24 protein-coding genes are annotated in these 22,494 nt (G+C 66.5%); 14 read left to right on the top strand and 10 right to left on the bottom strand.

Annotated elements, in window-relative coordinates:
• Window positions 1-346: 346 nt before the first annotated feature.
• The 3 genes from ACM9HJ_RS24185 to ACM9HJ_RS24175 form a co-directional block, all read right to left on the bottom strand.
• Window positions 347-772 carry a DUF1489 family protein gene (locus tag ACM9HJ_RS24185; RefSeq protein WP_416574346.1) on the bottom strand — a complete coding sequence of 142 codons (426 nt, stop codon included), beginning with the start codon at window positions 770-772 and terminating at the stop codon, window positions 347-349.
• Between the two features lie 51 nt (window positions 773-823).
• Window positions 824-1,165, bottom strand: coding sequence for an acyl carrier protein (locus tag ACM9HJ_RS24180; protein WP_416574345.1), 342 nt, complete (start codon window positions 1,163-1,165; stop codon window positions 824-826).
• 139 nt (window positions 1,166-1,304) lie between these two features.
• Window positions 1,305-3,062, bottom strand: a complete 1,758-nt coding sequence (locus ACM9HJ_RS24175; protein WP_416574344.1) for a monovalent cation:proton antiporter-2 (CPA2) family protein — start codon at window positions 3,060-3,062, stop codon at window positions 1,305-1,307.
• Window positions 3,063-3,164: 102 nt separating this feature from the next.
• On the opposite strand from ACM9HJ_RS24175, the gene ACM9HJ_RS24170 reads away from it, so the two are divergent.
• Window positions 3,165-3,368 carry a hypothetical protein gene (locus ACM9HJ_RS24170; RefSeq protein ID WP_416574343.1) on the top strand — a complete coding sequence of 68 codons (204 nt, stop codon included), beginning with the start codon at window positions 3,165-3,167 and terminating at the stop codon, window positions 3,366-3,368.
• 54 nt (window positions 3,369-3,422) lie between these two features.
• Here the strand turns inward: ACM9HJ_RS24170 and ACM9HJ_RS24165 are convergent, their stop codons facing one another.
• Window positions 3,423-3,596 (bottom strand): hypothetical protein, encoded by a 174-nt coding sequence (locus tag ACM9HJ_RS24165; RefSeq protein ID WP_416574342.1) that lies wholly within the window; start codon window positions 3,594-3,596, stop codon window positions 3,423-3,425.
• Window positions 3,597-3,742: 146 nt separating this feature from the next.
• On the opposite strand from ACM9HJ_RS24165, the gene ACM9HJ_RS24160 reads away from it, so the two are divergent.
• The 4 genes from ACM9HJ_RS24160 to ACM9HJ_RS24145 all read left to right on the top strand — a co-directional run bounded on the left by ACM9HJ_RS24160 (window position 3,743) and on the right by ACM9HJ_RS24145 (window position 6,511).
• Entirely contained in the window at window positions 3,743-4,099 is a 357-nt protein-coding gene (locus ACM9HJ_RS24160) for a YciI family protein (protein ID WP_416574341.1), read from the top strand.
• A gap of 4 nt (window positions 4,100-4,103) precedes the next feature.
• The gene (locus ACM9HJ_RS24155) at window positions 4,104-5,375 is read left to right on the top strand and encodes an RNA polymerase sigma factor (protein WP_416574340.1); all 1,272 of its coding nucleotides are present in this window, start codon (window positions 4,104-4,106) and stop codon (window positions 5,373-5,375) included.
• A gap of 79 nt (window positions 5,376-5,454) precedes the next feature.
• Entirely contained in the window at window positions 5,455-5,889 is a 435-nt protein-coding gene (locus ACM9HJ_RS24150; protein WP_416574339.1) for a CBS domain-containing protein, read from the top strand.
• Between the two features lie 58 nt (window positions 5,890-5,947).
• Window positions 5,948-6,511 carry a universal stress protein gene (locus ACM9HJ_RS24145; protein ID WP_416574338.1) on the top strand — a complete coding sequence of 188 codons (564 nt, stop codon included), beginning with the start codon at window positions 5,948-5,950 and terminating at the stop codon, window positions 6,509-6,511.
• A 17-nt stretch (window positions 6,512-6,528) separates the two neighbouring features.
• Here the strand turns inward: ACM9HJ_RS24145 and ACM9HJ_RS24140 are convergent, their stop codons facing one another.
• On the bottom strand, window positions 6,529-7,239 hold the full coding sequence (locus ACM9HJ_RS24140; protein ID WP_416574337.1) for a fused DSP-PTPase phosphatase/NAD kinase-like protein: 711 nt from the start codon (window positions 7,237-7,239) through the stop codon (window positions 6,529-6,531).
• A gap of 294 nt (window positions 7,240-7,533) precedes the next feature.
• Between ACM9HJ_RS24140 and ACM9HJ_RS24135 the strand changes: the two genes are divergently transcribed.
• The 3 genes from ACM9HJ_RS24135 (at window position 7,534) to ACM9HJ_RS24125 (ending at window position 10,976) form a co-directional block, all read left to right on the top strand.
• Window positions 7,534-8,838, top strand: a complete 1,305-nt coding sequence (locus ACM9HJ_RS24135) for a hypothetical protein (RefSeq protein WP_416574336.1) — start codon at window positions 7,534-7,536, stop codon at window positions 8,836-8,838.
• A 243-nt stretch (window positions 8,839-9,081) separates the two neighbouring features.
• The gene (locus ACM9HJ_RS24130) at window positions 9,082-10,173 is read left to right on the top strand and encodes a retropepsin-like aspartic protease (protein ID WP_416574335.1); all 1,092 of its coding nucleotides are present in this window, start codon (window positions 9,082-9,084) and stop codon (window positions 10,171-10,173) included.
• A 173-nt stretch (window positions 10,174-10,346) separates the two neighbouring features.
• Entirely contained in the window at window positions 10,347-10,976 is a 630-nt protein-coding gene (locus ACM9HJ_RS24125; protein ID WP_416574334.1) for an outer membrane protein, read from the top strand.
• 6 nt (window positions 10,977-10,982) lie between these two features.
• On the opposite strand, the gene ACM9HJ_RS24120 is transcribed toward ACM9HJ_RS24125, so the two are convergent.
• Window positions 10,983-12,281 carry a DNA polymerase IV gene (locus ACM9HJ_RS24120; RefSeq protein ID WP_416574333.1) on the bottom strand — a complete coding sequence of 433 codons (1,299 nt, stop codon included), beginning with the start codon at window positions 12,279-12,281 and terminating at the stop codon, window positions 10,983-10,985.
• Window positions 12,282-12,422: 141 nt separating this feature from the next.
• Here ACM9HJ_RS24120 and ACM9HJ_RS24115 point away from each other — a divergent pair, with 141 nt between their 5' ends.
• Both ACM9HJ_RS24115 and ACM9HJ_RS24110 read left to right on the top strand, forming a co-directional pair.
• The gene (locus ACM9HJ_RS24115; RefSeq protein WP_416574332.1) at window positions 12,423-12,827 is read left to right on the top strand and encodes a response regulator; all 405 of its coding nucleotides are present in this window, start codon (window positions 12,423-12,425) and stop codon (window positions 12,825-12,827) included.
• 36 nt (window positions 12,828-12,863) lie between these two features.
• Window positions 12,864-14,261: a PleD family two-component system response regulator gene (locus ACM9HJ_RS24110; protein ID WP_416574331.1), complete on the top strand. Its 1,398-nt coding sequence runs from the start codon at window positions 12,864-12,866 to the stop codon at window positions 14,259-14,261.
• Window positions 14,262-14,341: 80 nt separating this feature from the next.
• Here ACM9HJ_RS24110 and ACM9HJ_RS24105 read toward each other — a convergent pair whose 3' ends face one another.
• Together ACM9HJ_RS24105 and ACM9HJ_RS24100 are read right to left on the bottom strand one after the other, a co-directional pair.
• On the bottom strand, window positions 14,342-14,860 hold the full coding sequence (locus ACM9HJ_RS24105; protein ID WP_416574330.1) for a protease complex subunit PrcB family protein: 519 nt from the start codon (window positions 14,858-14,860) through the stop codon (window positions 14,342-14,344).
• A gap of 4 nt (window positions 14,861-14,864) precedes the next feature.
• Window positions 14,865-16,046: a M20 aminoacylase family protein gene (locus ACM9HJ_RS24100; protein ID WP_416574329.1), complete on the bottom strand. Its 1,182-nt coding sequence runs from the start codon at window positions 16,044-16,046 to the stop codon at window positions 14,865-14,867.
• 169 nt (window positions 16,047-16,215) lie between these two features.
• Between ACM9HJ_RS24100 and ACM9HJ_RS24095 the strand changes: the two genes are divergently transcribed.
• Both ACM9HJ_RS24095 and ACM9HJ_RS24090 read left to right on the top strand, forming a co-directional pair.
• A complete protein-coding gene (locus tag ACM9HJ_RS24095) occupies window positions 16,216-17,019 on the top strand; it encodes a MipA/OmpV family protein (protein ID WP_416574328.1) in 804 nt (267 codons plus the stop codon).
• 284 nt (window positions 17,020-17,303) lie between these two features.
• Window positions 17,304-18,131, top strand: coding sequence for a MipA/OmpV family protein (locus ACM9HJ_RS24090; RefSeq protein WP_416574327.1), 828 nt, complete (start codon window positions 17,304-17,306; stop codon window positions 18,129-18,131).
• A 38-nt stretch (window positions 18,132-18,169) separates the two neighbouring features.
• Here the strand turns inward: ACM9HJ_RS24090 and ACM9HJ_RS24085 are convergent, their stop codons facing one another.
• Both ACM9HJ_RS24085 and ACM9HJ_RS24080 read right to left on the bottom strand, forming a co-directional pair.
• Window positions 18,170-19,489, bottom strand: a complete 1,320-nt coding sequence (locus ACM9HJ_RS24085; RefSeq protein ID WP_416574326.1) for an ATP-binding protein — start codon at window positions 19,487-19,489, stop codon at window positions 18,170-18,172.
• Window positions 19,486-20,205: a response regulator gene (locus ACM9HJ_RS24080; protein ID WP_416574325.1), complete on the bottom strand. Its 720-nt coding sequence runs from the start codon at window positions 20,203-20,205 to the stop codon at window positions 19,486-19,488. Before ACM9HJ_RS24080 ends, ACM9HJ_RS24085 begins: the two co-directional genes overlap by 4 nt.
• A 202-nt stretch (window positions 20,206-20,407) precedes the next feature.
• Here ACM9HJ_RS24080 and ACM9HJ_RS24075 point away from each other — a divergent pair, with 202 nt between their 5' ends.
• Window positions 20,408-20,734 carry a hypothetical protein gene (locus tag ACM9HJ_RS24075; protein ID WP_416574324.1) on the top strand — a complete coding sequence of 109 codons (327 nt, stop codon included), beginning with the start codon at window positions 20,408-20,410 and terminating at the stop codon, window positions 20,732-20,734.
• Window positions 20,735-20,965: 231 nt separating this feature from the next.
• Complete coding sequence (locus ACM9HJ_RS24070; RefSeq protein WP_416574323.1) at window positions 20,966-22,489, top strand: PLP-dependent aminotransferase family protein; 1,524 nt, start codon at window positions 20,966-20,968, stop codon at window positions 22,487-22,489.
• Window positions 22,490-22,494: the final 5 nt, after the last annotated feature.

Raw genomic sequence — 22,494 nt, 5'->3', positions numbered from 1 at the left:
AAAGCAATCAACATTCCCGACAATCAATCACTAATCCTTAAAGAGAAGTGAACAATCATCAGATAAACGATGGTCAACTTTTTGTTAACTTGTTTGACCGGAAGCCGGTCGAAGAACCATGGATACTGGTCGAAACCCTTATCCGTTGCCCGTTTGTTTCAGCGGCGAAGCCACCGTCCCAAGCGGGAGCCGGGGTATAGACCCGGTGATTGGGCGCTGCAACAACTATTTTCGCAAGTGCCGCATTTTTTAACATGCCTTCCTCAATCGCCGGCGCCCACATCCGTGGGCTAGGCTTCCCGCGGCAGTCGCCGCCGGAGCGGCTTTGCGCAAGCGCAAAACCGCTCTAGGCCAGGCCCAGGGCCCGCAGTTCGGCCAGAAGATGCTCCGGCAGCGCGTCGCCCCCCTGCCCTTCGGCCAGATCGGGCGGCGCATCCTCCGGCTTCAGATAGCGCCAGCCCTGGAACGGGCGCTTGGGCATCGCCTGGGTTTCGATCAGTTCCGGGTCCATCAGCATGCGGCAATAGTCGCTGCCATCCGTATCGCGGATCTGGTCGAAGCCGACAAAACGCTGCCGGCATTGCACGAAGCCCTTCACCACCCAATAGATGCAGCCGCCATCCAGCAGCTCCGCCTGACGGGTCGGGGCCCGCTTCGTATAGGTGGGGACGACCGGGCGGCCACTCCAGGTGATCTGGTGGTCGCGGCGCCAGTCGCGCATGGATTGCAGGCTGTCGGCGCCGACAGCCAGACGCAGGAAATGGATGGTCATGATGGCATGTGCCCGGAATTCACGGTTCGGGCGTCTGATATGGACCGGCGCTCAGGCCCCGGCAAGCGGGTTGGTCGCGCGGCAGCGTCCCTCGAAATCGGCGGAGATGAATTCCGGCTTCTTGAACAGGCCGCGCAGCCAGGCCGCCAGCATGCACAGTTCTTCCAGCTTCAGCACCTCATCCAGGGTGCCGCCGGGGAAGCGCACCTCGAAACTTTCGGAAATGGCGTCCAGCATCTCTTCGACCTGTTCGATGGACAGGCCGCAATCGGTCTCCAACACGGCGGTGCGGGTCAGGATCTTCTCATCGACGCCATATTCGTCGCGGATCAGCTTCACGATCCAGCGGAACATATGCATCCAGTTCGAAACGCCTTCAATGGACCGGCTCACGATCCCGCTCCCGTCTAACCACGCAATGCTACCCCGTCCGGGGAGGTCCGCAGGCGCGAACCATCGCACTATCCGACAGGAGCGTTAATCTTTTTCTGTGGCGCGGAAGGATAGTTTGGGGGCACCCGTCCGTGCCACCTCAGGTTTGCCCATCGGTGGGGCGCGTCATACCATGGTCTGTCTCACGATAGAGCGTCACCAGCTCGTCCACGGCCGCCGAGGGCACCCCCAGTGATTCGAGCGCGCCACGGGCCAGGACCAGGCTGCTCTCGAATGTTTCCGGCACCACCGCCTCCGCCCCCTGTGCCAGCAGGGTGGCGGCATGGGCCCTGTCGCGGGCGCGGGCGAACAGGCGCAAGGCCGGCCAATGGTCACGGAAGGCGGCAACCGTGCGGGCGGCGGCGTGGGGATCGTCCAGGGTGATGATGGCGGCCACGGCATGGTCCGCCCCCAGCAGCTTCAGCGTCTCGTGCCGGGAACTGTCGCCATAATGAATGTGGGCACCGCCGGTCGCGTGCTGACGCACCAGATCGGCATTCATGTCGATGCCGACGAAGGGCACCTGCTGGCGCGCCATCAGGGCGGCCACGGTCTGACCCACACGGCCGAAACCGCAGATGATGACATGGTTATGCGGTTCCTCCCCGCCACGGGTACCGGGGGCAGATGGCGGTGCCAGCGGCGCGAAGCGGGCAACCAGCCGGTCGGCCAAGGCCGGCAGGAAGGGGGTGACGGCGATGGACAGGCCCACCGTGGCGGCCAGCGCCTGGCCCAAGGCGTTGTCGATCAGTTTGCCCGACACGGCGGTGGCCAGGATGACGAAGGCGAATTCCCCCGCCTCCCCCAGCAGCAAGCCGGAGCGGATGGCCACATCCCGTGCCGCCCCGAAGGCCCGGGCCAGCAGCCCGGCCACCAGCGCCTTCAGGGTGATCAGGCCGACCACGCCCAGCAAAATCCAGTGCGCGCGGTCGGCAATGGCAGCGACATCGATGCCCAGACCGACCGACAGGAAGAACAGACCCAGCAGCAGGCCCTTGAAGGGCTGCATGTCGGATTCGGCCTGATGCCGGAACTCCGTACCCGCCAGGACCAGGCCTGCCAGGAAGGCACCCAGCGCCGTCGACAATCCGCCCAGCCCCGTGGCCCAGCCGGTGCCCAGCACGATCATCAGGGCCGTGGCCGTGAACAGCTCCGTGCTGCGCGTCGCCGCCACCGCCCGCAGCAGCGGCCCCAGGGTGAACCGGCCCAGCAGCAGGATGGCGACCACGGCCAGCACCGCCTTGCCCAGGGCGACGGCCAGGGCCAGCGGCACCGATTGCCCCGGCGGGCCCGACAGAGTGGTGGCCAGCAGCAGCAGCGGCACCACAGCCAGATCCTGCAACAGCAGCACGGCGAAGGTGACGCGGCCGGTGGGCGAGGCCACCTGCCCGCGTTCGATCAGCAACTGGACCACCACGGCGGTGGAGGACAGCGCCAACCCGCCCCCCAGCAGCACGGCAACGGGCACCTGCACGCCCAGCGCCACCCCGACCGCGGCCAGCAATGCGCCCGTCACCAGGAACTGCGCCACGCCCAGACCGAACACCCAGCGGCGCAGCGCCCGCAAGCGCTCGCCCGACAGCTCCAGCCCGATCAGGAACAACAGGAAGACCACGCCCAGCTCCGCCACGGCGCGCACATCCTCCTCCAGCGTCACCATGGCGAAACCGGACGGGCCCAGGATCAGGCCGCCGGCCAGATAGCCCAGAACGGGGCTGATTCGCAGCCGGTGAAGGAGTAGGATGCAGGTGACCGCGACGGACAGGAACATCAGCGTCTCTTCCACCATGGAAAAGCCGTGGGCCGCATGGGCCGTCAATTCCGTTCCTTCCACCGCCGTCCCCCACCGCTCGGACAAGTTCGGAACATCCCTAGCAGGGCTTTGTTGATTTGCCGAGAGCGGATGGAAATGGAAACAGCGGGAACCGGATTTCGGCCCGCTTCAGCCATGGAGGCCAACATGTCGACACAGAACCCCACCTCCCCCCGTCTGGCGGAAAGCGAATGGCGCCAGGCGAAGAAGAAGCCCGGTCCGGCGCAGCATCCGGCGGCAAGGCAGTCCCACGCCAATGCGCAGGGTGCCGAGGATTTGCGTGAGGTCGAATGGCGCGCGGCGCGGCCTACCGACCATATGGCGCGCAAGGCCCAGGTGGGCCGGGCGTGACATTATAAGGACAAGGGCAAGGATAAGGCCGGCGGCACCCCCCGTCGGCCTTTTCTATTCCCTGAAATATTGCTGTTCGAAATCCGACAGCATTTCCTTCACATCGGCCAGCAGCCCCTTGATCAGGCGGGGGTCCGGCTCCGTGCACAGGGTCTCATTCACGGCCTTGCCCAACTGCACCGAGGCCAGGGCCAGCAGCTTCACCGCCATACGATCTTCCAGCTTCATCACCGCCTCGAACCACCGGGAACATCCCTTGATAGTGGGGTGGCGGAATTTTTTCGACAATGATGTCGAAAACCCCAAAGCTGGGCCGTCAAGGGATCGGGAGCGGCGATCGGCGCCGTTCTGACGATCCTTCAGGGAGTATTCCCATGCCCACCTTCGTGCTGTTCCTGCGTGAAACCCCGACCACCTTCGCCAGCATGTCCCCCGACGAGATGCAGGCCATCATCGGTGAGTACAGCGCCTGGGGTCAGAAGCTGGCCCAGGCCGGGAAGCTGGTCGGCGGACAGAAACTGTGCGACGAGGGCGGGCGCCACCTGACGGCGCGGTCCGGCACCCTGGTGGCCACCGATGGCCCCTATGCGGAAGCCAAGGAAGTGATCGGCGGCTTCTTCATGGTCGAAGCGGCGGATTATGCCGCGGCGGAAGCCCTGGCCGCCGACTGCCCACACCTGCGCTTCGGCCTGATGGAGATCCGGCAGGTCGATGGCAGCTGCGACGGCTGACCTCATGACCAGCGACGCCGGCCCCCTGGTGGAGGGCCTGTTCCGGACGGAGGCCGGGCGTCTGACCGCCCGGCTGGCCCGGTTGCTGGGGCCGGGACGGCTGGAGGAGGCGGAGGAGATCGTACAGTCGGCCCTGACCAAGGCTCTGCACACCTGGCCGCGCACCGGCATTCCCGACAATCCCGCCGGCTGGCTGTGGCGGGCGGCCCGAAACGAGGCGGTGGACGGGCTGCGCCGTCGCCGCTTCACCGCCCCCGTCACACCCGATGATCTGGCCGACAGTCTGCCGGACGACGGGGTGCCACCGGCCAACCCGCGCTTTGCCGCCGAACTGGCGGATGAGAAGCTGGGCCTGATCTTCGCCTGCTGCCATCCGGTGCTGCCGGTGGAGGCGCGGGTGGCCCTGACCCTGCAAGCCGTCTGCGGCCTGGGCACGGGACAGATCGCCCGCGCCTTTCTGGTGCCGGAGCCCACGGTGGGTCAGCGCATCACACGGGCGAAGGCGAAGCTGGCCGACGCCCGCGTGCCCTTTGCCATCCCCGCCGGGGCCGACCTGCCCGAACGGCTGGAAGCCGTGCTGGGCACGCTCTATCTGCTGTTCAATGAAGGGGTGGGCAGCAGCGACGGGGCGGAGATGATCCGCGCCGATCTGGTGTCCGACGCGCTGCATCTGGCCCGGCAGCTGGCCGACCATCCCGTCACCGGCCGACCGGAGGCGGAAGCCATGGCGGCGCTGACCTGCCTGACGGCGGCACGGCTGCCGGCACGGCAGGATGCGGACGGCTTGCCCGTGCTGCTGGCCGATCAGGACAGGGGCCACTGGCACCAGGGACTGATTGCTGCCGGCTTCCGCCATCTGAAGGCCAGCATGGCCGGCGGACGGGAGACGCGCTGGCATCTGGAAGCCGCCATCGCCGCCGCCCATGCCATGGCACCCGACTGGCGGGCCACCGACTGGGTTCATATCGCCACTCTATATGAAAGGCTGATGGTGGTTTCGCCAGGACCGGTCACGCTGTTGAACCGGGCGGTGGCGCTGGCGGAGCGGGATGGGCCGGTGGCGGGACTGGTGGCACTCGCCCCTTTGGAGGGGGATGCGCTGATCGCCCGCTATCCCCTGTTCGCGGTCACCAAAGCATCGTTCCTGGAACGGCTGGGGGAACGGGAACTAGCGGTGGAACAGCTGCGCCAAGCCATCGACATCGCCGATCGGGTAGGGATCAACCAACCCGATCGGCGATTGCTGATGCTCCGTCTGGACAGGCTGTCGGAATAGGCTTGCGCGTGCGGCGCAACATCGCGTTCCCTTAACCATAGAGGGGTCACAGCCCCGATAAGGAAGGGGAGGACCGCTTATGCATGTGTCAGCCATCCTGAAGAACAAGGGCGCCACCATCATCACCACGCGCCCGGATGAGAGTGTGGCTTCCGTCACCCATGTCCTGCATGCCAATCGCATCGGCGCCATCCTGGTGCTGAACGATGCCGGCGGCATTGCCGGCATCCTGTCGGAACGCGACATCGTGCGGGGTCTGGCCCTGCATGGTGCCAGCGTCCTGGACAAGCAGGTATCGGCACTGATGACCGCCAAGGTCGTCTCCTGCACGCCCGCCGACAGCGTGGCGACGGTGATGAGCCGCATGACCGAGGGCCGGTTCCGCCACATGCCCGTGGTGGAGAACGGCATCCTGGTCGGCGTCATCTCCATCGGCGACGTGGTGAAGTTCCGCCTGGCGGAATATACCCACGAGGTGGAGAGCCTGCGCGACTATGTGGCCGGCCGGGGTTGAAAACCCCGAGGCAAGTTGGAGATTCGCGTCCCCTGCCCCTGACGACAGGAGATCGACGATGTTCATGTCCATGAATGGCGGGCTGTGGGCCCGCCGGGGGGAGCCGGCTGCGGCCGCGCCGTCCGTGATCCCACTGCCCGACCGCAGCGCCGATCCGGCCGAACGGTTCAAGTTCCTGGTCTGTGTGGATGGCAGCCCGCAAAGCCGCGCCGCCCTGCGCTTCGCCGCCCTGCGCGCCCGCAATACCGGCGGTCTGCTGGCCCTGCTGCATATTTGCGAGCCGGTGGATTGCCATGGCTGGATGCGCGTGGCCGACACGATGGAGGCCGAACAGCGGGAGGAGGCGGAATGCCTGCTCCAGGATCTGGCGGGAGAGGTCTGGGCCCTGACAGGGATCCGCCCGGAACTGAACTTCCGGCGCGGCACCATCGGCACGGAGATACTAGAGGCGATCCGCGAGGATGGCGACATCCACGCCCTTGTGGTGGGGGCGGCCCCGCCATCGGCGCGCAAGGGGAAGCTGATTTCCTGGCTGGCGGGGGAGCTGGCGGGATCGCTGGATATCCCGCTGGTCATCGTGCCCGGCAACCTGACGGAGCGGCAGATCGACCGGCTGGCCTGATCGGAAATCCGCGGCGGTTATTCACGCCGCAGCACCTTGTCCATGACGACATTGGCCCAGCGGCGCGACCGGAACCCGGCCTTCATGGCGACGGGATCATAGCCGTTTTCGACCCAGGCATAGAATTCCTCCACCGTGCGCCCGCCGGTGGCCAGGAAGCTTTCAAAGAAATGGTCCAGGATGCCGGTCTTGGAATGGCGCAGATGACCGTATTTCCAGGAGAGCTGCTCCAGCGCCTGTTGCAGCGGCTGGCCCTGCCCCACGAACCGGTACAGCACGCTCATCAGCCCGACCCGGTCCGCCCCCGCCTTGCAATGCATGACGGTGGGGCCCTCCAGGCGGCGGAACAGCTCGCGGGCGGCGAACAGATCCTCCTTGCGGGGCACATCGCGCGACCGCACGGGGAAATCGACCAGTTCGATGCCCAGCCGGGCACAGGCCCGCACCTCGAAGAAATAGGAACCGCAGGTGGTGCGCCGGCCGCGCAGATTGATGATGGTGCGGATGCCCATGTGGGCCAGATCGTCCATCTGCCCGCGCGTGGGCTGGCTGGACCGGTACATGTCCGGCCCGATGCGGTGGAAATTGCGGTACGCCATGCGGATGAAGGCGTGGTCGTTGAACAGCATGTCGGCATAGCGACGGGCCAATAGCCGCCGGCAGTCTGACCGCGCCCATTCCGGCACCCCGACCACGGCATGTCGCAGGCGCGTCTCTTCGTACTGCATGCCCGTTCCCTCGCCCCATTGTCGGAAAGGGCTGTGACACTCGTTGGTGCTACCCCCGCCGACAGCCCATACATACGACAGCCGCCCGAGTGGGGGCGAGCGCAAAAAGCACTGCGTTCGGTTATGTTTATTTGACGCCGCCTGTTTTCGGGTGCCTGAGCGGCGTTCAAACGCTGATCAGCCGCGCGATTGCTGGCCAATCGGCGCTTCATATGCCCCCTTGCCTTGTGCCGGGAACCAGCCTAGGGTCCCACCGCCCAATGTGGAGAGGGGTTGTTTCCCGTGGTTCCCAGCTTGTCGTTTTCCGCGCCGCGCGTTCTGCGGCATCTGCTGCTTGCCGGCGCCGCTGCGCTGTGCGTGACGGGCGGCGTTTCCGCCCAATCCTCCAGCCAGCAGCCCGCCTCGGGCAGCGGCCTGATCCTGCCGGGTGCGGCTCCGCAGCAATCGGGCGGCCCGGCCGCCGGCACGATTGGCGCCGGCCCCGCCGCTGGCACCATCGGGCAGCAGGCCCCGGCCGCACAGGCGCCGGCTGCCGGCACCGTGGGTGCCGCAGCCCAGGGCGGCCCCCGCCCGGCCGCCGCCGTGACCCCGCCCAAGCCCGCCGGCAAGCCCGGCGTGCCCAAGGGTGAATGGCAGGTCGGCCCGCAGGTCTTTACCGATGGCAGCTTCAAGATGTGCGGCGCCTCGGTCGAATTCGACAATAACCTGCACCTGATCTTCCTGCGCAATCCTGCCGAGAAAGTGCAGATGGTGCTGGGCATTCCAGGCGCGCAGATGCCCACGGGCCAGCGCGCGGCGCTGAAGGTTTCCATCGACGGCAAGATCAACCGCGAACTGGGCGCCATCGTCAGCCAGCCCAACGCGCTGGCCATCGGCCTGGGTGATGATGCGGAACTGCTGAAGGGTCTGACCACGGGTTCGGTCCTGACCATCGAGGTGCCGGGCGACACCGCGTCCTTCCAGCTGAAGGGCACGACGAAGGCCATGAACGACCTGACCAGCTGCGTCAAGAACGGCAAGGCCGGGACGTTGCAACTGCCGCAGCCGACGGAGCCGGTGATCGCCCCGACGCTGGCCAAGCTGCTGGTCGATGCCGGCCTGCAGAACGCCCATGCCATCCCGGTGGACAAGTTCCCGCCGCAGCAGCGCCCCGGCGACTATGCCTGGCAGATCGGCGACAAGGTGCTGGGCGCCGTGCGCAGCTTTCCCATGGGGGAACAGGCCGGCGACTTCACCAAGGTGGCCGACACCTATATGGAACAGCTGAAGAAGAGCTGCGAAGGCACCTACACGCCCACCATGGGTGCGGTGGAAAAACTGCCGGCCTATCAGCTTCGTTCCGGTTCCGTATCGTGCCAGGCAGCCGAGAACAAGATCCATGTCGCCTTGGTCATGCAGCTGATCGAGCTGCCCAAGCAGCAGGGTCAGGAGCAGGTAATCCGTGTGCTGAACGTCTTCTCGCATGAGGCGGCGGAACCGGAAAAGGCCCAGGCCGATGCGGCGTCCGCCGGTATCGTCAAGGTGCTGAGGGAGAAGGGCAAGGAACCCCTGCCCACCCCCGGCGCACCGGCCCCGGCCGCAGCACCCAAGGGTAAGTGATTATTAACCGGCGGGGTGCATCCTGTTGGGTTTTGCAGAAAGGCCGGGCTTCAACGCCCGGCCTTTTTCTTTGCGCAACTGCAATAAAATCGGTCTATCTGGCCCTTTCCACCCCCATTAAAGCGGACCTTCACGGGTCGAGCCATGCCGTGATTAGTGGAAGTACCGGCCGCGATTTGGATTAGACTATCCTGGAGACCGGTATCCATTCCAGAAGATGCCGGCAAACAGGGAGGGACGGCCATGACACGAACAGTCCCGATGCGCACGGCCCCGACACGCCAGGGCCGCCGCGGCCTTGTCCGGCACCTCGCCGGTGCCGCAACCCTGCTGCTGCTGGGTGCCGCCCCGGCCGTGGCGGAGATGTCGCCGCCCCCGCCGCCGGTGCCCCCCGGCCCCGTCTATGCCATCCCCACCCGTCCCGACCGGGCGGGCCGTGTCCTGGCCCCCGTGGTGGTCGATGGCTATGGCCCCGTGCGCTTCCTGGTCGACACCGGTTGCTCGGGCACGATGATCGGCATGGAGATCGCCCGTGCCCTGGGCTTCGTCGCCCCGCCACCAATGCCCGGCATGGCCGTCGGTGCCGACGTCACCGTTACCGGCAACCTGATGCGCGTGCATGACGTGCTGGGCCCGGTGATCATGCCCACCATGAAGGTCGGCCGCATCGATATGGGCCGCTTCGTGGCCGAAGACATGGTGACCCCCGTCCTGGCCTTCGGCGACCTGTCGGGTGCGGGCGGCGTGCTGGGCACCAACAGTTTGCAGGGCAAGCGCCTGTCGGTGAATTTCCGCCGCGACGAGATCAAGATCGAACAATCCCGCCGCTTCGCCCCCACCGGCTATGATTCGGTTAAGGGCCGCGTCCACCCCACGGGCCTGGTCATCGTGCCGGTTGAAATCGGCGGCACGATTGTCAACGGACTGGTCGATACGGGGGCGGAACGGTCCATGTTCAACCCCGTTCTGCTGGAAGCGCTGAAGGAGCGTGAAAAGCCCGCCAGCCTTGTGGGCCAGATCGAGGTGGTGAACCTGGCCGGAGAGAGGCGGATGGGCGAGGTCTATCTGCTGCCACGGGTAAAGATCGGGCCGGTCAGCGTCACCGGCCTGCCGGCAACCCTGGTCGATGCCCATGCCTACAGGGCCCTGGGGCTGGAGGATGAGCCCGCCTTCATCCTGGGCATGGATGTGCTGGGGCTCAGCGATGGTTTCGCGCTGGATTTTGGCACCGGCTCCCTGCATCTGCGCATGCGGATGACGGCCAGCGGTGCGCCGCCGGGTCCGTCGCGCCTGGGCGACCGCGGCACCCGCGCCGGCCGCGCCCCGGCGACCTGACAGCACACCCGGTACAGCCTATGACCACCTATATATTAAGGCGGTGGGAATAAAATTCCGTGTCTATGCTGACACACATGGCAGGCGTTCCTTAAGTTGGAGGACGTTAACCCTGCTCCGTACATGACTTCATCGACATCCTCGGTTATTACAAAGGGAGTCGGAGTAATGTCATGAAGCCGCTGAAGACCGCCCTCTTCGCCGTTTGTTTCGGCCTCGTCACCGCCCCTGCCTTGGCGCAGGATGCGGGCGCGTCCGATTCCGAACTGCCGAGTGCCTATATTCAGGGACTGTCCGGCCGCTATGTGGGTGGCCCCACCGGTAACGCCACTACATATGGAATCGGTGCCGCCAATCCCGGCCTGTCGGCCGGCAATGACTGGCACCCGATGGAAAGCTTCCGTCTGGAACTGGAATATGCCTATCGCGACCGTGATTCGGCCCTGCTGACCGCCCCCAGCGTCGATGGTGCCATCGGGTCGCCGGGCGCCATGGCCAATGCCCGGGTCAATATGAAGGTGACCGACTGGCTGACCCCTTATGTCGGCATCGGCATGGGCTGGACCCGGACGGAGGCTGAACGGCTGGCCATGGGCTATACCGACGCGCGCGCCGACAGCTTCGCCTATCAGGGCGTGGTCGGCCTGTCGGTGCCCGTCAACGGCAGCTTCTCCTTCTTCGCCGATGGCCGCTATGTGCGCGGTGGGGAGCCCTCCTTCACCGCCACCGATGATTTCGCGGCGCACGGCACCGCCCAGACTTGGTCGGCCCTGGCCGGCGTGCGCTTCACCTTCGGGAAGTAACTCCCCCTACATTTTCCCCGGCAATCCCCTGCCCTTCAGGATCGCGTTCCCGCCCAGCTTCGCCCTTACGGCGTCGATGGCGCGTTCCACCTTGGCGCGTTGCTGCTGGCCGGGATCGGCCAGGTCGGGCGGATCGGCGTCGCGCGGGTCGACCAGATCGTGGCAGCCGATGCCCAGCAGACGAAACCGCCGCCCATCGCATTCCGCCTGCAGCAGGTCGCGCCCCGTGCGGAAGATGCGGTCGGCCAACTGCGTGGGCGATGAGAGCCGCTGGTTGCGGGTGATCAGCTTGAAGTCGGGGGTTTTCAGCTTCAAGGTCACGGTCATCCCGGCATGGCCGCCGGCCTTCATCCGCTTCGACACCTTCTCCGCCAGCGGCCACAATTCCCGTTCCAGTTCCTCCAGCGCCGACAGGTCGGTATTGAAGGTCGTCTCCGACGAGATGCTTTTCATCGGGCTGTGCGGCGTCACGCGGCGGTCATCCTGCCCGCGCGAGAAATGATAGAGCCGCATGCCCATGGAACCATAGCGGCGGACCAGCTCCTTCATCTCCAGCTCGCGGATCTGGCCGATGGTGCGGATGCCGTCACCTTGCATCTTTGCGGTCAGCGCCTTGCCCACGCCCCAGATCATGCCGATCGGTTTGGGCGCCAGGAAGGACAGGGTCTCCGCCTTGCCGATGGTGGCGAATCCGCGCGGCTTGTCCAGGTCGCTGGCCAGCTTGGCCAGGAACTTGTTGTGCGACAGGCCGATGGACGCGGTGACCCCGATCTCCGTCTCGATCCGCCGGACCAGCCGCACCAGGGTGCGTGCCGGACTGCCGCCATGCAGCAGTTCGGTGCCGGACAGGTCCAGGAACGCCTCGTCGATGGAGATGGCTTCGACCAGCGGCGTCATCTCCTGCATCAGGGTCTGCACCTCCCGCCCCACCGTCACGTATTTGCGCATGTCGGGCTTGATGACGGTGGCTTTGGGACAGAGCTGGAGCGCCTTGAACATCGGCATGGCGGAGCGCACGCCATAGAGCCGGGCGATATAGCAGCAGGCCGACACCACGCCGCGATGCCCACCGCCCACGATCACCGGCTGGTCGGCCAGTTCCGGCCGGTCGCGCTTCTCCACGCTGGCATAGAAGGCGTCGCAGTCGATATGGGCGATGGACAGGGCATGCAGTTCCGGATGCTTGACCAGCCGCACCGACCCGCAGGCCGCACAACGCCGCGCCACCGCCTGCGGTTCTCCGCAATCGCGGCACAGCGCGTCGGGCAACGGGTTCGAAACGGGCGTTGGCGGATCGGGCGGCATGGTTGATGATGTCAATCGGTAACGAATGGTTAAGAGTTGTACCGGTCTAATGACAGGTGCCCAACGGGGGGCAGGACGCTGGACACCGCCCAGGCGAAGGGCATGGCCGGCAGCCACAAGTGACGATGCGGAGCGGTGCCGATGAGTGTGGACCAGATCCAGGATGCCGGTCAGGCAGCACCGCGCCAGCGCCGCGTGCTGATCGTGGAGGATAATGAGCTGAATATGAAGCTCTTCCACGATCTTCTGGAAGCGCACGGCTATGCGACCCTGCAGACCAAGGACGGAATGGACGCGCTGCGCCTGGCGCGGCTGCACCGCCCGGACCTGATCCTGATGGATATTCAGCTTCCCGAGGTATCCGGGCTTGAGGTTACCAAGTGGTTGAAGGAAGATGATGAACTGAAGGCCATCCCCGTGGTGGCCGTCACCGCCTTCGCCATGAAGGGGGATGAAGAGAAAATTCGCGAGGGCGGTTGCGAGGATTACATCGCCAAGCCAATCTCCGTCGCGAAGTTCCTTCAGACGGTGCAACGTTTCCTTTGACGGCCTGGACGTACCGGGCCGGTGGGTGTGAAAACCATGTCGGCTCGGGTTCTTGTCGTTGACGATGTCCTGCCCAATGTGAAGCTGCTGGCAGCCAAGCTGACCAGGGAATATTTCGACGTCGTAACGGCCAATTCCGGGCCGGAGGCGTTGGAGCGCATCCATGCCCAGCACCCGGACATCGTGCTGCTGGACGTGATGATGCCCGGCATGGACGGGTTCGAGGTGTGCGAGAAGATCCGCGCCGATCCGGCCACCATGCACATCCCCGTCGTCATGGTCACCGCCCTTTCCGACGCGTCCGACCGCGTGCGCGGGCTGGAGGCCGGGGCCGATGATTTCCTGACCAAGCCCGTCAACGACGTCGCCCTGTTTGCCCGCGTCCGCTCGCTGGTCCGTCTGAAGATGATGACGGACGAATGGCGCCTGCGCGAAAGCACGTCGGGCCAGTTGGGCATGCTGGTCTCCACCGATTCGGTCCATACCCAGACGGCGGAGGCCGCCCGCGTGCTGGTGGTGGAGGACAGTGCCATCGATCTGGACAAGATCGTGGAGACGGTGGCCCGCGACCGCGACGTGGTCACCGATACCGACACCTGCGCCGGCGGCCTGGAACTGGCTCTGGCGGAGGAGTTCGAGCTGATCGTCATCTCCCTGACTCTGATGCGGGAGGACGGGTTGCGCCTCTGCTCCCAACTGCGCAGCCATGAGAAGACGCGCCAGATCCCCATCCTGCTGCTGGCGGACGAGACGGACATGGACCGGATCGCCAAGGGGCTGGAGCTGGGCGCCAACGATTACCTGATCAAGCCCATCGACCGGAACGAGTTGCTGGCCCGCACCCGCACCCAGGTGCGACGCAAGCGTTATCAGGACAAGCTGCGCGCCAATTACGAGGCCAGCCTGTCCATGGCCCTGACCGACAGCCTGACCAGCCTGTTCAACCGCCGCTACCTGTCGGCCCACCTGCCGCGCCTGCTGGACCGATCGGGCGGCAACAACAAGCCGGTTTCGGCCCTGCTGTTCGATATCGACCATTTCAAGGTGGTCAACGACACCTGGGGCCATGGCGTGGGTGACGAGGTGCTGAAGGAAGTGGCGCAGCGCGCCAGCCGCAACCTGCGCAATTTCGACCTCGTGGCCCGCATGGGTGGCGAGGAATTCGTCGTCATCATGCCCGACACCGACGCCAACCAGGCCATGGTCGTGGCTGAACGCCTACGCCGCCGCATCGCGGAGGAATCCTTCGCCGTGTCGGCCCCGGTGGGCAAGATCGACGTGACGATCAGCATCGGCGTCGCCGTGGCCGACAGCACGCTGGACGCCGATGGCAAGCCGGAGTCGGGCGACAACCTGCTGCGCCGCGCCGACACGGCGCTGTATCAGGCCAAGCGCAGCGGCCGCAACCGCGTGGTGGCGGACGGGGCGGAGTAAGGGGTTTCGCCCTCTCCCTCCCAACCCTTGACAGGCTTGGGTCCCTCCCTCTCCCGCAAGCGGGAGAGGGAGAGGGCCCCTCACGGCATCCGGTTGTACCGCACCACCGCGTCGCTGCGGTCCACCATGATGATGGCATAGGGGCTGGTCAGCACCTGCGCGGTGATCAGCCCGTCGGGCGGCGTCAACTCGCGATATTCCACGACCAGCCGGTCATGCTGTCCGTCGCGGCGCTCGGGCCGCAGGCGCAGGATATCCACCGAATAGCCGGTGGTCGTGCGCGTGCCCAGGAACACGCCCAGCGCCATCTGGTTGGGTGGCAGGCGACCGGGCGGCGGACGGCCCGCCAGATCCCATAGCGCCGTCCACTCGGCATCCGTGCGGGCCACCAGGAAGGATTGCGACTGGGCACGGGCATTTTCCGCCCGCCACATGGCACGGGTGGCCAACGGCGGCGGAGCATCGCCGGCCATGCCGGACCCGCCGCCGGCCGTCTCGCCCGCCAGCCAAGCCCCCGCTCCGCCGCCACAGCCCGCCAGGACCAGGGGAGCCATCAGCACCAGGGCGACCACGCCCGTCCTGCCGACCCGCCGCGCCATGGGATCAGGCCGCCGCCGGCAGCGCCGTTTCCACCAGCCGCGCCCAGTAGCTGGTGCCCAGCGGCAGGATCTCGTCATTGAAATCATAGGCGGGGTTGTGCAGCAGGCAGCCCAAGGCCGCCCCGCCCTGGCCCATCCAGACATAACAGCCGGGCCGTTCCTGCAGCATGAAGGCGAAATCCTCCGCCCCCATGCTGGGACCGACATTGTCATGGACATTGTCCACGCCCACCAAATCCTTGGCGACGCGCGATGCCAGGTTCGTCGGCGCCCCCTCATGGTTGACCGTGGGCGGATATCCCCGGCGATAGGTCATGGTGGCGCTGGACCCGAAGGCGGCGGGCAGTGTCTCCACGATACGGCGCAGGCCATTCTCCAGTTGGTCGCGCACCTCATGGGACAGGGCCCGCACGGTGCCGCGCATGATCACTTCCTGCGGGATGACGTTGTAGGCGCTGCCCGCATGGATCTGGGTGATGGAGATGACGCCGCTTTCGATGGGGCTGACATTGCGGCTGACGATGGTCTGCGTGGCCGTCACGATATGGGCGGCAATGACCACCGGATCGATGGCATGGTGCGGCAGGGCCGCATGGCCGCCCTTGCCGGCCACCTTGATCTCGAACTGGTCGGCACCGGCCATGATCGGGCCGGCCTTCACCACCATTTCACCGGGCGGCAAATCCGGCCAGTTGTGCATGCCGAACACCATGTCGCAGGGGAAGCGGTCGAACAGCCCTTCCTCCACCATGCGGCGCCCACCACCCGCACCTTCCTCGGCCGGCTGGAAGATGAAATTCACCGTGCCGCTGAAATTGCGCGTCTCCGCCAGATAGCGGGCGGCCCCCAGCAGCATGGTCGTGTGCCCGTCATGGCCGCAGCCATGCATCTTGCCGGGAACCTTGCTGGCATGGGCGAACGTGTTGCCCTCATCCATGTTCAGCGCATCCATGTCGGCGCGCAGGCCGATGGCCTTGCCCGTCGGCCCGTCCTTGCCGTGCAGCACGCCCACCAAGCCCGTGCCCGCGATGCCGCGATGCACCTCGATCCCGAAATCCTTGAGCTTGTCGGCCACGAAGTCGGAGGTCTGGAACTCCTCGAACGCGGTCTCCGGGTTCTCGTGGATATGGTGCCGCCACGCGGTCATGTCGGCATGGAAATCGGCAATACGGTTGATAATGGGCATGGTCGCTGAAACTCCGGCAGGCCGCAGGTGTTTCCCTATTGGGAACTGTCCGGCGGCCTTGGTCACATGAAGGTCGAGGAACGGCATTGCCGGTCATTTTATCGGCTAAGTCCGCGACAGGGAACGGTGAAACGGAGGGGAAAGCGGAAAGATGAGGGTAAGGCGACATATGTTACCGGGTATGCTGACGGCGGCGCTGGCCCTGTCGGGTGCCACCCAGGCCGCCGCCCAGCCCGGTGGGGACGAAACCGGCTGGTACGCGCGCATCGGCGCCCTGGCCCTGGCCATGCCGAAATATGAAGGTGGGGACCGCTACAAGCTGCGGCCCCTGCCCGTGGTGAAGATCACCTACGACAACCAATTCTTCCTGTCCCACCATGGGCTGGGCATCAACCTGACGCCGCACAGCGAGGTGCTGGAGGTGAATGTGGCCGTCGGCTATGATGGCGGCCGCGGCTCCGGCAAGGCGGCGGCCCTGACCGGATACCGGTCCATCGGCGACACGGCCGTGGGCCGGCTGATGGTGGATTATCGGATCGGGGCCGTGAAGCTGCATGCCGACATCGCCACCGACCTGCTGGGCGACGGGCATGGCGGCACGCAGGCGACGATCGGCATCAACTGCCTCTCCAGCCCCTATGGCGACGCCACCCTTGTTGTCGGCCCCAGCCTGACCTGGGCCAGCGGCGGCTATATGCACAGCTTCTTCAGCACCACGCCGGACCGGCTGAACGATGCGGCCCGCACGGGACAGGTGGTTCCCGGGTCACGCATCGGGTTCGACGCGGGATCGGGGCTGAAGAATGCCGGCCTATCGGCCATCCTGATCCATCCGCTGGGCGACAGCTGGTCGCTGATCGGCCATGCCGGCTATGCCCGCATGCTGGGCGACGCGGCCGACAGCCCCTTCGTGAAGGACAATGGCAGCCGGGACCAGTTCAGCGGTGGCTTGGGCCTGTCCTACACGTTTTGAATTCCTCAAACGCCAGCACCGCGTCCGCGGCTCGGCTTCACGGGCGCATGTGCGCTGCGGAGGCGGTCGCCGCCAGGGCGGCTCCCGCTGGGAACCGCCCTGAACCATCGCGTATGCCGATTCGGCGATAACGGAAAGATGGTTAACAAATCGTCGCCAAAATTTTTGATCGCCGTTCATTTTGGTGATGCCCATCACATCTGGCATCAAAGCGCTTTGTCATGGTGCCGGCACGGGAATGGCGGGGCAGTGGCCATAACCCGTGTCCACATCGGAGAGAGACCATGAGAACCCGTTTTACCGGGCGTTTGCGCGTGGCTGCGGCCACCGGCGCCCTGATGTCGCTCGCCTGCGGCACGGCCGCCTTGGCCCAGCCCGGCCAGGGCGAGGACGGATGGTATGTGCGCCTGGGCGCGCTCGGCCTTGTCACCCCCGAATATGAAGGGTCGGACCATTATAAGATCCAGCCCGTCCCCGATATCGAGATCACCTACAACAACCGCTTCTTCCTGTCCCGCCAGGGGCTGGGCGCCAACCTGATCGCCACCGACGACCTGACCGTGGGTGCAGCCGTCGCCTTCGATGGCGGGCGCAAATCCAGCAAGGACAAGGCCCTGCACGGGTATCGCAATGTCGGCGACACGGCCATCGGCCGCGTCTTCGCCGAATACACCATCGACCGGCTGATGCTGTCGGTGGATGTGGCTACCGACCTGCTGGGCGACGGACACAAGGGGACGGAAGCCACCCTGTCCGCCACCTGGATGTTCAATCCTGTCGGCCAGACCATGGTGATGGTCGGCCCGTCGCTAACCTGGGCCAGCGACGACTACATGAATTCCTATTTCAGCACGACCGCCGACCGGCTGCGCCCCACGGGCCCGACGGAACTGGTCCTGCCGGGATCGCGCACCGGTTACAAGGCCGAGGCCGGGTTCAAGAATGCCGGGCTGACGGCCATCCTGATCCATCCGCTGGACGACAATTGGTCGGTCATGGGCATCGCCGGATATTCCCGGATGCTCGGCAATGCGGCCGACAGCCCCTTCGTGAAGGATAATGGCAGCCGCGACCAGCTCATGGGCGGGCTGGGCATCGCCTATACGTTCTGATCGGTTGGGCGGCGGGCCGGTCCACGGCCCGCCCGCCTTCACGCCGCCATCTGCTCCATGGGCAGGATGACGGTGACGCGCAGTCCGCCTTCGGGCCGATTCGACAGACGGATTTCACCGCCATGCGCCCGGATCACGTCATTGGCGACCGACAGGCCCAGACCCGTGCCGCCCGTATCGCGTGAGCGGGAAGCTTCCAGCCGGAAGAAGGGCCGGAACACATTCTCGAACTCGATCTCCGGGATGCCCGGCCCCTCGTCATCGATGGTGATGGTGACGTTCTCTCCCGTCACGGCCACGGCCACCTGCGCCGTCTGGCCGTATTTGACGGCATTCTCCATCAGGTTGCCCAGCGCCCGGCGCAGGGCCATGCGACGGCCGGTGATGGGGATGGAAAACGGTGCCGGGGCCACGCCCACGGGCTTACCGGCATCACGCATATCCTCGCCCAGCCGCGCCAGCATGGCGTTCAGCTCCAGCGGCTCCAGCGGTTCCTTCGCCGCCTCGTCACGCGCGAAGGCCAGGGTGGAGCCGATCATCGCCTCCATCTCCGACAGATCCTCCAGCATCTTGTCGCGCACGACATCATCATCGATGAATTCGGCGCGCAGGCGCAGGCGGGTGAGCGGGGTACGCAGATCGTGGCTGACGGCCGCCAGCATGCGGGTCCGATCCTCCACGAAGGCGCGCAGGCGGCGCTGCATCTTGTTGAAGGCCGATGCGGCCAGCCGCACTTCACGCGGTCCCGCCTCGTCCAGGGACGGCGCGTTCATGTCGATGCCCAGCCGGTTGGCGGCAGCGGCGAAGCGGCGAAGCGGCCGCGTCGTGAAGCCCAGCACCCAGGCCGACAACAGGATGGCGACGGCCGCCGACCCGCCCAGCGAGGCGATGAAGCCCGGTTCGCGCAGCGCGTCGGTGGCCGTGACCGGCGCGTGGAACCGCATCCAGGTGCCGTCCTTCAGCTGACGCGACACTTCGATGACATTGGGTTCCGGCGGCGGCGGCACGGGCATGCCGAAGGGCGGGATGGACACGGCCGGCGACATTTCCGGCTGGCCCGGCGCCTTGGGCTTCTTCTCATGCACGTCCAGCATGACGGTGTGCCCGCTGCTGGTCCGCACCGTCAGCTCGCGTTCCTTCAGGCCGCGCAGGACCGAGAGGCGGACTTCCGTGGGCTGGTCCTCGATCACCTGGGCGAAGCCGGCCAGGCAGTTGGCCAGCTGCCCGCCCTCGGCATCGGCCACGGCCTCGGCCCGGTCGGACCGGTAGAGGCCCAGCGCGATGGCCTGCGACAGAAGGATGCCACCGACCAGCACCGCGAAGATCGAATAGGACATGCGGTCGGTGAGCGCCCTCATGGTGCCTGCACCTCCGGGGAGAAGATATATCCGCCGGACCGCACCGTCTTGATGATGGTGGGTTCTGCCGGGTCGATCTCGATCTTGCGGCGCAGACGGCTGATCTGCACATCGATGGACCGGTCGAAGGGACCGGCCGACCGGCCGCGCGTGATCTCCAGCAGGTCGTCGCGAGACAGGACCCGGCGCGGACGGGTGGCCAGCGCCACCAGCAACTCATATTCGCCGGCGGTCAGCGTCACCTCCTCCCCCTTCGCGTCGGTCAGGCGGCGCTGCGCCTGGTCCAGCACGAAACCGGAGAAATTGATGGCGCCGGCCGTCACCTGCGCCGTGCCCGTGGGCGTGGCCGCCCGGCGCAGCACGGCCTTGATGCGGGCCACCAGTTCGCGCGGGTTGAAAGGTTTGGGCAGGTAATCGTCGGCGCCGATCTCCAGGCCCAGGATACGGTCCGCATCCTCCCCCATGGCCGACAGCATGACGACGGGCGGTCCCCCTTCCGCGCGCACCGCGCGGCAAAGCGACAACCCGTCCTCGCCCGGCATCATGAGATCCAGGACGATGAGGTCGATGTTGCGGTCGGCGAGGTAGCGACGCATCTCCTGTCCGTCCTTGGCCGCCGTCACACGGTAGCCATGGCGCGTCAGATAGCGCGTCAGCAGATCGCGGATTTCACGGTCGTCATCGACGACCAGGAGGTGGGTGCTGCTCTCGGTCATGTCGCAATCATAAACGAAGCGCCGACGGGCTGCCGACGGCCATGTTGTTACCACAATGTAACGTCTAAGGCCTTTGGAAACAGAGTGTTTCACAAGCCCCCTCTTCCCGTCATCCACCGGTAAAGCGGCAATGCTCAGATGGGCCTGTCGCCGGAGAAAGACCGGCCTGCCAACAAGCAGAGATGAAGAAGAGGAAGCACCAATGCGCACCCTGATCGCCCTCGCTTTCGCCGCCGCACTCGGTGTCACCGCCGCCCATGCCAGCGACAGCGCCCAGGCCGGCTCCGCCGGCAATGCCCAGGTCGCGGCAAAGGAGCCCGCCAGCGCCGTCGCCCGCACCGAACCGGTGACCACCGCGGAAGCCCGCGACATCGCCAAGACCTGGATGAAGAACAACAATTACCGTTTCGGCCGCGTCGGCGACGTTCGCTCCAAGGACGGCCTGTTGCAGGTCGAACTGAAGTCCGCCGACGGCATCCGTTTCGCCACCCTGAAGATCGACCCGGCCACGGGCCAGATCGTCAGCTGACGGCACCCGTACGAGATCGTCACCGGCAAGCCCCGTCGCCGGTGATGGTGGAGCGGCCTCCCCGGTGTCCGGCCGCTCCAGGGTTGGCCGGCGGGCCATGGGCGACCCCATCATGCCCTGCCCGCCGGCTTACCACCCGTTTCCTTCCCGAAATCCACGGAACGATGCAGGGGCGCCGTTCCGACCCGAGGTCCGGAATGACGCCCGGTTGATCGCCCGAGGTATCCGCGCATGAAACTCAGCCAAGGCCCCCTGCTCTCCCTGTTCGACGGCACCGACGGCACGCCCCTGCAGCAGCGGTTGTTCGACCGCCTGCGCGGTGCCATCGTCAATGGCGCCATCCGCCCCGGGGAACGGCTGCCCTCCACCCGCACGCTGGCCGCCGATCTGGGCGTGTCGCGCAACACGGTGGTGGCGGCGGTCGATCGGTTGACCGCGGAAGGATATCTCGAGGCGCGGATCGGTTCCGGCACCTTCGTCTGCCGCACCCTGCCCGACGATGCCATGGCGCCCGCCGTGCGCCTGGCACCCAGCGCCGCCACACGTGCCACGCCGCCCCCCAAGCCCGCCGTGCCCGTGCCGGCCGCCGGTGCGGAACTGCTGCCGTTCGAGCCTTGCGTGCCGGCCTATGACCAGTTCGACATCGACACCTGGCGCCGGGTGCTGGCCAAGCGCTGGCGTGACGCCGGCGGGTTGCTGCTGGGCCATGACACGGCCGGTGGCTGGATGGCCCTGCGCCGTGTGCTGGCCGGTCATCTGCAGACCAGCCGGGGCATCGCGTGCGATCCCGAACAGATCCTGATCCTGCCCGATCGCCGCTCCGGTCTGGAATTCGTGTCCACCCTGCTGCTGACGGCGGGCGACACGGTATGGTTGGAGGAGCCGGGCTGCCCCGTGCAGGCCCTGACCCTGGGTCAGCGCGGCTATAACATCGCGCATGTGCCCGTCGATGCCGATGGCATCGATCCGGAACGCGGTGCCCGTCTGGCACCGGACGCTCGGCTAGCCGTGGTCACGCCGGGCTGGCAGTTCCCGCTGGGCGGCACCATGCCGCTGCGCCGCCGCATGGCGGTGCTGGCCTGGGCCCGGCGCAGCGGCGCCTGGCTGTTGGAGGATGACCGCGACGGCGGCTATCGCTATACGGGCCGCCCCCTGCCCGCCCTGCAGGGCCTGGATGAGAATGAGCGGGTGCTGCATCTGGGTGCCCTGGACAATACGCTGGTGCCGGCCCTGCGCCTGGCCTGGCTGGTCGTCCCCTCCTCCCTGGTCGCCGCCGCGCAAAGCCTGCGGGCCCGGATGGACCTGCATGTGCCGCTGCCCGAACAGATGGCCGTGCATGATTTCCTGGTGGAGGGCCATTATGCCAGCCACCTGCGCCGCACCCGCCGCCTCTATGCCGAACGCCAGCAGGCGCTGCTGTTCGCAGCCGAACGCCACTGGTCCGGCGCCATCTCCGTCGATGCAGCGGGGTCCGGCCTGCATCTGGTGGGCCGTCTGGCCCCCACCCTGGGCGTGGATGATGCCGCCCTGTCGGCACTGGCCGGTCAGGCCCGTATCGCCCTGCCGGCCCTGTCCGCCTATCGCAAGGGACCGGGCGTCGCCGGTGATCCGGGTGGCGTGGTGCTGGGCTACGCTGCCTTCACGCCGGAGCGGCTGTCACGCGCCGCCGAACGGCTGGCCCATGTCCTGGACAAGGCGCGCAGTGCACCGGCCCAGCGGGTAATGGGCACACGGCGACTGGTGCCGGCGGAATAATGACA

The sequence above is a fragment of the Niveispirillum sp. KHB5.9 genome, assembly GCF_048066115.1.
In the GTDB taxonomy this organism is placed as follows: domain Bacteria; phylum Pseudomonadota; class Alphaproteobacteria; order Azospirillales; family Azospirillaceae; genus Niveispirillum.
This window is presented reverse-complemented; position numbering and strand designations above follow the sequence as displayed.

Bases quoted from the DNA above. Each gene is read 5' to 3' on its own strand.
- ACM9HJ_RS24185 (WP_416574346.1), bottom strand. From the start codon at position 772: ATGACCATCCATTTCCTGCGTCTGGCTGTCGGCGCCGACAGCCTGCAA.
- ACM9HJ_RS24170 (WP_416574343.1), top strand. From the start codon at position 3,165: ATGTCGACACAGAACCCCACCTCCCCCCGTCTGGCGGAAAGCGAATGG.
- ACM9HJ_RS24165 (WP_416574342.1), bottom strand. From the start codon at position 3,596: ATGAAGCTGGAAGATCGTATGGCGGTGAAGCTGCTGGCCCTGGCCTCG.
- ACM9HJ_RS24160 (WP_416574341.1), top strand. From the start codon at position 3,743: ATGCCCACCTTCGTGCTGTTCCTGCGTGAAACCCCGACCACCTTCGCC.
- ACM9HJ_RS24155 (WP_416574340.1), top strand. From the start codon at position 4,104: ATGACCAGCGACGCCGGCCCCCTGGTGGAGGGCCTGTTCCGGACGGAG.
- ACM9HJ_RS24150 (WP_416574339.1), top strand. From the start codon at position 5,455: ATGCATGTGTCAGCCATCCTGAAGAACAAGGGCGCCACCATCATCACC.
- ACM9HJ_RS24145 (WP_416574338.1), top strand. From the start codon at position 5,948: ATGTTCATGTCCATGAATGGCGGGCTGTGGGCCCGCCGGGGGGAGCCG.
- ACM9HJ_RS24140 (WP_416574337.1), bottom strand. From the start codon at position 7,239: ATGCAGTACGAAGAGACGCGCCTGCGACATGCCGTGGTCGGGGTGCCG.
- ACM9HJ_RS24130 (WP_416574335.1), top strand. From the start codon at position 9,082: ATGACACGAACAGTCCCGATGCGCACGGCCCCGACACGCCAGGGCCGC.
- ACM9HJ_RS24125 (WP_416574334.1), top strand. From the start codon at position 10,347: ATGAAGCCGCTGAAGACCGCCCTCTTCGCCGTTTGTTTCGGCCTCGTC.
- ACM9HJ_RS24120 (WP_416574333.1), bottom strand. From the start codon at position 12,281: ATGCCGCCCGATCCGCCAACGCCCGTTTCGAACCCGTTGCCCGACGCG.
- ACM9HJ_RS24115 (WP_416574332.1), top strand. From the start codon at position 12,423: ATGAGTGTGGACCAGATCCAGGATGCCGGTCAGGCAGCACCGCGCCAG.
- ACM9HJ_RS24110 (WP_416574331.1), top strand. From the start codon at position 12,864: ATGTCGGCTCGGGTTCTTGTCGTTGACGATGTCCTGCCCAATGTGAAG.
- ACM9HJ_RS24105 (WP_416574330.1), bottom strand. From the start codon at position 14,860: ATGGCGCGGCGGGTCGGCAGGACGGGCGTGGTCGCCCTGGTGCTGATG.
- ACM9HJ_RS24100 (WP_416574329.1), bottom strand. From the start codon at position 16,046: ATGCCCATTATCAACCGTATTGCCGATTTCCATGCCGACATGACCGCG.
- ACM9HJ_RS24095 (WP_416574328.1), top strand. From the start codon at position 16,216: ATGTTACCGGGTATGCTGACGGCGGCGCTGGCCCTGTCGGGTGCCACC.
- ACM9HJ_RS24090 (WP_416574327.1), top strand. From the start codon at position 17,304: ATGAGAACCCGTTTTACCGGGCGTTTGCGCGTGGCTGCGGCCACCGGC.
- ACM9HJ_RS24085 (WP_416574326.1), bottom strand. From the start codon at position 19,489: ATGAGGGCGCTCACCGACCGCATGTCCTATTCGATCTTCGCGGTGCTG.
- ACM9HJ_RS24080 (WP_416574325.1), bottom strand. From the start codon at position 20,205: ATGACCGAGAGCAGCACCCACCTCCTGGTCGTCGATGACGACCGTGAA.
- ACM9HJ_RS24075 (WP_416574324.1), top strand. From the start codon at position 20,408: ATGCGCACCCTGATCGCCCTCGCTTTCGCCGCCGCACTCGGTGTCACC.
- ACM9HJ_RS24070 (WP_416574323.1), top strand. From the start codon at position 20,966: ATGAAACTCAGCCAAGGCCCCCTGCTCTCCCTGTTCGACGGCACCGAC.